This is a genomic window from Mycobacterium sp. 1245805.9, from assembly GCF_001672915.1.
Classification (GTDB): Bacteria; Actinomycetota; Actinomycetes; order Mycobacteriales; family Mycobacteriaceae; genus Mycobacterium.
The window spans coordinates 73,081-82,852 of record NZ_LZKR01000064.1 but is presented as its reverse complement, the minus strand read 5'-3'; the positions used below and the strand labels follow the sequence as shown (position 1 = coordinate 82,852).

Annotated in this window: 6 protein-coding genes; 4 read left to right on the top strand and 2 right to left on the bottom strand. The window is 67.0% G+C overall.

All coding sequences use genetic code 11. The annotated features are described in order from the left end of the window. Positions 1-22: 22 nt before the first annotated feature. Together A9X00_RS09890 and A9X00_RS09885 are read left to right on the top strand one after the other, a co-directional pair. Positions 23-1,669: a (2,3-dihydroxybenzoyl)adenylate synthase gene (locus tag A9X00_RS09890; protein WP_067152403.1), complete on the top strand. Its 1,647-nt coding sequence runs from the start codon at positions 23-25 to the stop codon at positions 1,667-1,669. 81 nt (positions 1,670-1,750) lie between these two features. Next, on the top strand, positions 1,751-4,015 hold the full coding sequence (locus A9X00_RS09885; protein WP_156772018.1) for a S1/P1 Nuclease: 2,265 nt from the start codon (positions 1,751-1,753) through the stop codon (positions 4,013-4,015). 61 nt (positions 4,016-4,076) lie between these two features. On the opposite strand, the gene A9X00_RS09880 is transcribed toward A9X00_RS09885, so the two are convergent. Both A9X00_RS09880 and A9X00_RS09875 read right to left on the bottom strand, forming a co-directional pair. Then, positions 4,077-5,093 carry an acyl-ACP desaturase gene (locus A9X00_RS09880; protein WP_067152399.1) on the bottom strand — a complete coding sequence of 339 codons (1,017 nt, stop codon included), beginning with the start codon at positions 5,091-5,093 and terminating at the stop codon, positions 4,077-4,079. Between the two features lie 130 nt (positions 5,094-5,223). Continuing rightward, the gene (locus A9X00_RS09875) at positions 5,224-6,576 is read right to left on the bottom strand and encodes a salicylate synthase (protein WP_067152398.1); all 1,353 of its coding nucleotides are present in this window, start codon (positions 6,574-6,576) and stop codon (positions 5,224-5,226) included. A gap of 363 nt (positions 6,577-6,939) precedes the next feature. On the opposite strand from A9X00_RS09875, the gene A9X00_RS09870 reads away from it, so the two are divergent. Together A9X00_RS09870 and A9X00_RS09865 are read left to right on the top strand one after the other, a co-directional pair. After that, positions 6,940-8,178: a sodium-dependent bicarbonate transport family permease gene (locus A9X00_RS09870; RefSeq protein WP_067152397.1), complete on the top strand. Its 1,239-nt coding sequence runs from the start codon at positions 6,940-6,942 to the stop codon at positions 8,176-8,178. 236 nt (positions 8,179-8,414) lie between these two features. Continuing rightward, the gene (locus A9X00_RS09865; protein ID WP_067152451.1) at positions 8,415-9,653 is read left to right on the top strand and encodes a sodium-dependent bicarbonate transport family permease; all 1,239 of its coding nucleotides are present in this window, start codon (positions 8,415-8,417) and stop codon (positions 9,651-9,653) included. The last annotated feature ends 119 nt before the right edge of the window (positions 9,654-9,772 follow it).

Genomic DNA, 9,772 nt, shown 5'->3' with positions numbered 1-9,772 from the left:
CCCCCCGAGCCCGAGGAGACAGATGGTCTCGAACACCGCGCGACCTTCGGCGGGCCTGGCGGGATTCGTGCCGTTCCCGGCCGGCCGGGCCGAGTCCTATCGCGCGGCGGGCTACTGGGCGGGAGGGACCCTGGACACGATCCTCACCGACGCCGCGCGGCGCTGGCCGAACCGGACCGCCGTCGTCGACGCCGGGGCGGACACCGGATTCAGTTACGCCGAGCTCGACGAGCGGGCCGACCGCGCGGCCGCCGGATTACGCGCGCTGGGCGTGGCGCCCGGCGACCGGGTCCTGCTCCAGTTGCCGAACGGCCGCGAATTCGCCACGGCGCTGTTCGGGCTGCTGCGGGCCGGCGCGATCCCGGTGATGTGTCTTCCTGGCCACCGGGCCGCCGAATTGGGCCACTTCGCCGCCGTCAGCGAGGCATCGGCTCTCGTGATACCCGATGCCGCAAGCGGTTTCGACTACCCGGCGATGGCGCACGAGCTCGTCGAGGCTCACCCGGCGCTCAGGTACGTGATCGTCGACGGCGACCCCGGGCCGTTCACGGCGTGGACGGAGCTGTGCGAGCAAGGCACCGTCGCACCGCCGGCCGACCCGACCGACCCGGGACTGCCTGCGCTGCTGCTGGTTTCGGGTGGCACCACCGGCACCCCCAAGCTGATCCCCCGCACGCACGACGACTACGTGTTCAACGCGACGGCCAGCGCCGAGGTCTGCCGGCTCGCTGCGGACGACGTCTATCTCGCGGTGCTGCCCGCGGGCCACAACTTCCCGCTGGCCTGTCCCGGCCTGCTCGGCGCCATGTCCGTCGGCGCCACGACGGTGTTCGGCGCCGATCCCAGCCCGGAGGCCGCCTTTGCCGCCATCGCCCGCCACCGCGTAACCGTGACGGCCCTGGTGCCGGCCCTGGCCAAGCTGTGGGCCCAGGCCTGTGAGTGGGAGCCGGTGACGCCGAAGTCGTTGCGGCTCTTGCAGATTGGTGGGGCAAGGCTGGAGCCGGCGGACGCCCGCCTGGTGCGCGACGCGCTGACCCCCGGCGTGCAGCAGGTGTTCGGGATGGCGGAGGGGCTGCTCTGCTACACCCGCCCGGACGATCCGGCGGAAATCGTCGAGAACACCCAGGGCCGGCCGCTGTGTGCCGCCGACGAATTACGCATCGTCGACCGGGACGGCCGGCCGGTGGCGCCCGGCGAGGAGGGCGAACTGCTGGTGCGCGGGCCGTACACGCTCAACGGCTACTTCCGCGCCGAACGCGACAACGAGCGCTGCTTCGATCCCGACGGCTTCTACCGCAGCGGCGATCTCGTCCGCCGCAGGGACGACGGCTACCTGGTGGTCACCGGCCGGATCAAGGACGTCATCTGCCGCGCCGGTGAGACGATCGCGGCGGCCGACCTCGAAGAGCACCTGCTGAGCCATCCCGCGATCCGTTCGGCCGCGGCGGTTGCGCTGCCCGATCCCTACCTGGGCGAAAAGATTTGCGCGGCGGTTGTTTTCGACCGGGCACCGTTGACCCTCGCCGAGCTCAACGCCCACCTCGACGGGCGCGGCGTGGCCGCCCACGCCCGGCCGGACGTGCTGGTCGCACTGGCGGCGCTGCCCACGACGCCGATCGGCAAGGTCGACAAGAAGGCGATCGCGCGCCAGCTCAATTCGAGTAGTTGATTACTCATTACAAGCCTCGCCGGGCGAGCCGATACTGCGTAGCGAACCGCCGCACGTCGCCGCACCGCCGAGGAGATGGCCATGACCAACCGGTTTGTCAACCGTGTCGATTTCAACGCGCTGTCGTTGCGGGACCTGGCCGACGCGCGCGACGCCTACCACGTGCATCTGGCCAACCTGACCAACGTCGTCGGCACGGCGTTGGGCCGCTACCTAATTCGCCGCGACGATCCGCGGTTCACCAATCCCGACGCTCCGGAACCGGCGTGGTCGAAGAAGCCGCGCACCTTCACCAACAGCGCGATCACGAAATGGTCGTGGCCGTGCGTGCTGGTCTTCGTGCGGGAATGGATGGTCGATCCGCCGGGCGCCGAAGGGATCGATCAGGTCATACCGAATCGGCTGTATCTGCCCGACGGGCGACAGGTCCCGACCTGCGTGGTCCACACGCCGCTGGCCTACGACGCGGATCGCCAACCACAGATGCGGTTCGGATCGATCACCAAGGGGCCGGGCACGCCCCTGTTCGCCTATGAGCAGGGACGCCAACGAATGGGGACGATCGGCGCGCTGGTCACCGACGGTTCGCTCGTCTACGCGTTGACTTCGCGCCACGTCCTGGGACCCGCCGGATCGGAAGTCACCGTCGCACAACGGGGCCGGACCGTACCGATCGGTCGGGTCGCCACCGAAGCGGCACGACGCTCGCTGCAGAGCCTGTATCCCGGCATCGCGGCCACCCGCGCCGAGCTCGACGTCGACGCCGGACTGGTCGAGCTGGAGTCGGTCGACGGCTGGACCAGCCAGCTGTACGGGCTCGGCGTGATGGGCGAACTGATCGACCTGAACGTCGATACGGTCGGGCTGTCGCTGATCGGCTGCCCCGTCAAGGCGACCGGGGCGGCGAGCGGAGCGCTGCGCGGGTCGGTGCTCGGGCTGTTTCACCGCTGGCGCAGCGTCGGCGGGGTCGACGAGATCGCCGAATTGCTGATCGCCCCGCGGGCGGGGGACGAGGACATCGCCTCGCGCCCGGGCGATTCCGGTGCCCTGTGGGTGTGGGACGAACAGGCCGAGCCGACCGCCGACGGCGAGCCCGAGGTGCGCCGGTTCGCGTCACGCACGCTGCCGGTGGTCCACCCGCTGGCGATGCAGTGGGGCGGTCAGGTGGTGCTCGACGCCTCCGGCGGCCAGCCGACCGACTACGTGCTGGCTTCGACCCTGGCCGGCGTGGTACAGACCCTGGGCGTCACCCTGCTCAACGACGACTCGCTCGCCGATCACAGCCTCTATTGGGGAAAGGTCGGGCACTACAAGATCGCCGAGTCGGCGTGCGAACTCGGCCAGCCCGGTACCAGGCTGGCGAAGCTGCTGGCGGCCAACCTCGATCGCATCGCGGTGCCCGATGACGACATCGCCAACGGGCGGCTCCCGTCGGCGGCGAATCGCACCGATTTCATCGCGCTGGCCGACGTGCCCGATCTGGTGTGGCGATCGAGCCGACCCAAGGACGCGCCCAGCCACTTCGCCGACATGGACGAGCCGGGCGGCGCCGTCGCCGGGCACCGCACGCTGTTGGAGCTGTGGGACACCGGCGACCCGAAGTGGCGCACGCCGCAGGGCTGGACCGACTTCTACAACGGCCTGCCCAAGCCGCCCGAAGACAAGCATCGGGGCTCGCTGCCCTTCCGGGTGGCCCAGCTCTACGACATCATGGTCGGCTCCGTGCGGCAGCAGGACGTCACCCAATATGTCGCGGCGGCGGGCGTGCTCGCGCACTACGTCGGCGACGCCTGCCAGCCGCTGCACGTGTCGCGGCTGCACCACGGCGAACCCGACGACCCCTCCGACGACGGCGTCCACGAGGCGTACGAAACCACCATGCTGGACCAGTTCGCCGCGGCAGTCGTCTCCGGAGTCAACGACGCCCTCGACGGCTACCACGCCGGTGACGCGGGCGGCCCGGACCTGATCAAGGGCTCCGACCATGCCGCCGATACGGTCGTCGCGCTGATGAAGCGGACGTTTGCGGCCATCGCGCCGCGCGACATCCTCGACGCCTACGACGGCCATCCCGGTGCCGGGCGCACCAAGGCGCTGTGGGATGCGTTCGGCCCGGCCACCATTCAGCGGCTCGCCGACGGCGCGCGAACCCTGGCCGTGATCTGGCGTTCGGCGTGGGAGGAAGGCGGCGGCGAGGAGCTGGCTGCGTCGAAGATGACGGCGCAACCCACGTCGGCGTTGCAAAAGCTGTACGAGGACAGGACATTCGCGCCCAACGCGTGGCTGAAGGACTGGTCGGAGCTTTCCCAGCCGGTGGGCCGGCGGGTCGTGAGCCCGCGAGCCTAACCTCACTGCGAAAATCCGCGCGAATATTCGCAACCAGGTCAGGCTCGCGAGCGGACGAGGGCTAGCGTCCGCTAAGGGTCAGCGTTCCTTCGGTTTTGAGGACCTTGTTCGCGGTGATCCGCTCGGTCTTGCGGACCTCGCGCTCGAGGTAGCGCTGCTTGGATTCGTCGAATTTGTCGCTGGCCACTTCGAGTTCCTTGACCAGCACGCCGAGATCGTCGCGCATCCGGGCCGCCTCGCCGGTGAAGTCATCGCGTTCGAAGATGCGCCATTTCTTCAACACCGGCATGACCACCTCGTCGAGATGGATGCGCGGGTCGTAGACACCGCCGACGGCGATGATCACGGCCTTGCGCCGAAACTCCGGCACGGTGAACCCGGGCATCTTGAAGTTGCGCAGGATCCGGTGCACCGAGCGCATCGCCTGGTTGGGCGCGATGTCCAGACCGGCGGCGCTCACGTCCCGGTAGAAGATCATGTGCAGGTTCTCGTCGTGCGACACCTGCGCCATCAGCTGTTCCGCGATGGTGTCGTTGGCGGCCTTGCCGGTGTTGCGGTGCGCGACGCGGGTGGCCAACTCCTGAAACGACACGTACATCACCGAGTCGAACAGGCTGTCAGCGAACATGTCGCCCTGGTGGTTCTGGCCGGGGCTGAATCCGCGGGTCATTTGCTCCAAACGGAGCTTCTCCAGCTCGACCGGGTCGACCGCCCGCGTGACCACCAGGTAGTCGCGTAGCGCGGTGCTGTGCCTGTTCTCCTCGGCGGTCCACCGGTTCACCCACTGGCCCCACGGCCCGTCCATGCTGAAGTTCATCGCGATCTCGCGGTGATATGACGGCAAATTGTCCTCGGTCAGCAGGTTTTGCACCATCGCGACCTGAGCCACGTCGGATAGTTGGCTCTGTCCCGGCTCCCAGTCCTGGCCGTCCAGCGCGTAGAAGTTCTCGCCGTCCGACCACGGGACGTAGTCGTGCGGGTTCCATTCCTTGAACAGCGAGAGGTGGCGGTTGAGCAATCGCTCGACCACAGGCTCGAGTTCGTGAAGTAGCTGCAGGTTGGTCAAGCCAACGGACACGGAGTCCTCCCAGTTATGTGTGTCGATCAGTATCTGTGTCGTGTGGTTACACAAAGATGACACGCGGGAGGGCCGGCCGACTAGGGACCAAAGTCCCCGGGCGACGGGATCGGCGATGGAAGGTCAGGCGCTATTGCCGGGGGATCAGGTACGGCGCGAGCGTGGACAGCTTTTCGCAAGTCTCCTCGAACTCGCGCTCGGGCTCCGACTCTTCGATGATGCCCGCGCCGGCGCGCAACCACGTCTTGCCGTCGCATTCGTAGGCCGCGCGCAGCGTCAGCGCAGCGTCCAGGCCGCCGTCCGCCGAAACCATCACGACCGCACCGGAATAGAGGCCGCGCGGTCCTTCGTCGAGGCGCAGGATGGCCTCGACGCCGGCCGCCTTCGGGATGCCCGACGCCGTGACGGCCGGAAACAGCGCCTCCAGCGCGTCCATCCGGTCCCTCGACGCGTCCAGGCGGGCGCTGACCGTCGAGCCGAGGTGCTGCACGCTCCCCCGCTCCCGCACCGTCATGAAGTCGCTGACGACCGACGTCCCCGGCTCGGCGATCTCGGTCATCTCCCGTAGCGAGCTGCGGACCGAAATGGCGTGTTCGACAATCTCTTTGGAGTTCGACTCCAATTCGTCGCGGGCCTGACGATCATGTGCCGCGCCGCGACCGAGCGCGCGTGTCCCGGCCAGCGGCTCCGTCACCACCGTCCCGTCGTGGTGAACCGACGCCACGAGCTCGGGGCTGTAACCCACGGCGCGCATGCCGCCGAGCCGCAACAAGAAGGACCTGACCGGTGTGTTGTGCCGGCGGCCCAGCCGATAGGTGGACGGAAAGTCAAGCGGGAAGGGCACTTCCACGCATCGCGACAGGATCACCTTGTGGTACCGGCCCTTGGCGATCTCGCCGACGGCCGCCGCCACTCGGGTGCGGTAGCCGGACGGGTCGTCGCTCAAGTCAATGGGGCGGGCGTCCGGCATGCTGGCGACGCCGTCGCTCAACAACCGGCGCACCGCCTCGCCGTGCGCGACGTCGGCGCCGTGCAGGCGAACGCCCTGCTCGCTCACCACGATCCGGGTGCGGGGCCAAAACAGCCGCGCCAACGGGGTTCGCGGCGCCAGCCGTTGCTGCAGCCCGTAGCGGTAGACGCCGAACTCGAAGGCGACCCAGCCGAACAGCTGATCGGTTTCGAGCAGCAGCCGGTCGATGGCCTCTCCCAGCACGGGCCCGGGCCGTCCGGACCACTGTTGCCGTTGCGTGGTGCCGTCGCGGATCACCCGCAGCTCGTCGCTGTCCAGCTCGACCATCGCCCGCACACCGCTGGCCAGCACCCATTGCCCGTCGCGCTCGTAGAGCAGGTACTCCTCGCCCGAACGCTCGGGCAGCGCGGCCGCCAGCCGGGCCGCGAGATCGGCCGGAGCGATGCCGGGAGGCAGGGGAATCGGTGGTGACGTGGAGCCGGCGGGATTCGTCTCGACGCTGACCTCGGTCACGGTTAGTAAATGTAGCCTAACCTATGTAAGGCTGCGCAACCCCTCCCGGCGCGGGTCGGCATCGGGCCCAGAAACCCTGCCGGCCGCCGCCACGCCCATCCCCACAGTGAATCCCCAGAAAAGTCACAGAGGATTCACGCCAAGCGGGCTCCACCTATCCCTACCAGCACCGCTGTGACCTCCGGCTTTGGCGAAATCCGATATTGCGTCACGCCGACGTTAAACGCGGGATTCTCGGGCGAAATCCGAGTGGCGGACCCCCAACGGCGGGGCTAAATTCTTGCACGATCATCGGGATGTTCGTGGTGGCCCGCTCGCGGACGGTGCTTTTCCCTGGTCAGCGGATCACAAAGAGAGGCACCAATGCTGCAGGAGTTCTGGCACAACTTCACCCACAACCTGTTCAAGCCGCTGCTGCTGTTCTTCTACTTCGGGTTCCTGATCCCGATCCTCAAAGTGCGGTTCGAGTTCCCGTACGTGATCTACCAGGGCCTGACGATGTACCTGCTGCTGGCCATCGGCTGGCACGGCGGTGAAGAGCTCGCCAAGATCAAGCCCGACGAGATCGGCACCATCACGGGCTTCGTGGTCGTGGGCTTCGTGCTGAACTTCATCATCGGCGGGCTGGCCTACCTGCTGCTCGGACGCATGAGTTCGATGCGACGAATCGACAAGGCGACGGTCGCCGGCTACTACGGGTCGGACTCCGCGGGGACCTTCGCCACCTGTGTTGCGGTGCTGACCGCCGTCGGCATGGCGTTCAACGCCTACATGCCGGTCATGTTGGCAGTCATGGAGATTCCGGGCTGCCTGGTCGCGCTGTACCTGGTGGCGCGGCTGCGGCACCGCGGCCTGAGTGAAGCCGGCTACATGCCCGACGAGCCCGGCTACGTCGCGCCGGTCAAAGTCGGGATCGGGCCCGGCACCGCGGCGCGCCCCCCGCGCGGCCAGAGCCTCGCGGACGAGAACGAGCGCGGCGTCGAGCAGGAGCTCGAGCTCTCGATGGAAAAGCTGGAGCACCCGAACTGGGAGCCCGATCGAAGCCCGGCGTTGGGCAAGCCCAAGCGGATGCCGATCTTCTCCCGCGAGCTGTTGCAGGAGGTCTTCCTCAACCCCGGGCTCGTGCTTCTGATGGGCGGCATCCTCATCGGCCTCATCAGTGGGCTGCAGGGCCAGAAGGTCGTCGCGGACGACGACAAGTTCTTCGTGCTGGCATTCCAAGGCGTGCTGTGCCTCTTCCTGCTCGAGATGGGCATGACGGCGTCGCGCAAACTGAAGGACCTGCGTTCGGCGGGCCTCGGTTTCATCTTCTTCGGCCTGCTCGCCCCGAATATCTTTGCCCCGCTTGGAATCTTGGTCGCGCACAGCTACGCCTACCTCACCCACAGCGATTTCAAGCCGGGAACGTACGTGCTGTTCGCGGTGCTTTGTGGCGCGGCGTCCTACATTGCCGTTCCGGCGGTGCAGCGGCTGGCGATTCCCGAAGCCAGCCCCACGCTGCCGCTGGCGGCCTCACTCGGTCTGACGTTCTCCTACAACGTCACCATCGGAATCCCGCTGTATATCGAGATCAACCGCATGGTCGGGCACTGGTTTACCTAAGGACTGGACGAAGCCCGGTGGCCCACAACGTCGTTGGCCGACGGGCCGCCAGCCCCCGGGGCGGTGCGACTCACGGGATGTTTGTGCACCGGCGTTACGCGCTGTTAACGGTTCGTAAAGACAGCTTCACTCCGCTGACCCAAGTCCCGTGAGCCCCCAAGGTATTAATGATGTCGTGAGCTCCCCGGCGTCGAATGCTGCCCGCAGCACCGCCGAATCAGCCGTCGGAGGCGCTAGTGCTTCATGAGTTCTGGGAGAACTTCACCCACAATCTCTTCAAGCCGCTGCTGTTGTTCTTCTACTTCGGTTTCCTGATCCCAATCATGAAGGTGCGGTTCGAGTTTCCCTATGTGATCTATCAGGGACTGACCATGTACCTCTTGGTGTCGATCGGCTGGCAGGGGGGCGAAGAGCTCGCCAAGATTCAGCCCGCCGACATCGACAACATCGCCGGCTTTGCGGTGATGGGCTTTCTATTGAACTTCGTCATCGGAGTTCTGGCCTACGTGGTGCTGAAATACACGACCACCATGCGTCGAGTCGACCGCGCGACGGTCGCCGGCTATTACGGTTCGGATTCGGCGGGGACCTTCGCCACCTGCGTGGCCTTTCTGGCGGGCGTAGGCATCGCGTTCAACGCCTACATGCCGGTGCTGTTGGCCATCATGGAGATTCCCGGGTGCCTGGTGGCGCTGTACCTGGTGATGCGGCTGCGCCATCGCGGTCTCAACGAATCGGGCTACATGCCCGACGAGCCCGGCTACGTCGCGCCGGTAAAGGTCGGCCCGGGCACCGCCGCGCGGCCCCTGCCCGGCGAGAGCCTCACCACCGAGCGCGCACGAGGGATCGAGCAGGAGCTCGAGCTCTCGCTGGAAAAGCTGGAGCATCCGAACTGGGAGCCCGACAACAGCCCGGTCCGCGGGAAGGCCACGAGGATGCCGATCTTCTCGCGTGAGCTCATGCAGGAGGTGTTCCTCAATCCCGGGCTCATCTTGCTCATCGGCGGCATCATCATCGGCTTCGTCAGCGCGCTGCAGGGCCAGAAGGTGGTTCACGACCAGAACGAGCTTTTCGTCGCGGCGTTCCAGGGTGTGCTGTGCCTGTTCCTGCTCGAGATGGGCATGACGGCGTCCCGCAAGTTGCATGATCTCAGGCTCGCCGGGCGCGGCTTCATAGTCTTCGGTCTTGTGGCTCCGAACTTCTTTGCGGCGCTGGGGATCCTGGCCGCCTACACCTACGCCGACCTCACCGACACCCACTTCCAGCCGGGCACCTACGTGCTGTTCGCGGTGCTGTGCGGCGCGGCGTCCTACATCACGGTTCCGGCGGTGCAGCGGCTCGCGATCCCCGAGGCCAGCCCGACGCTGCCACTGGCGGCCTCACTCGGTCTGACGTTCTCCTACAACGTCACCATCGGAATCCCGCTCTACATCGAGTTCAATCGCTTCGTCGCGCACTGGTTCCCCGGCGTCTGAGAGACGTATCTCACTGGTCAGATGCGCCTTGTCAATTGCTCGTAAACGCGGCGTCAATTGCTGGTAAAGACCTGTTCACTGGGGCCGCCGCGGCCCGTGAAGGGAGGAAACTGCATGAG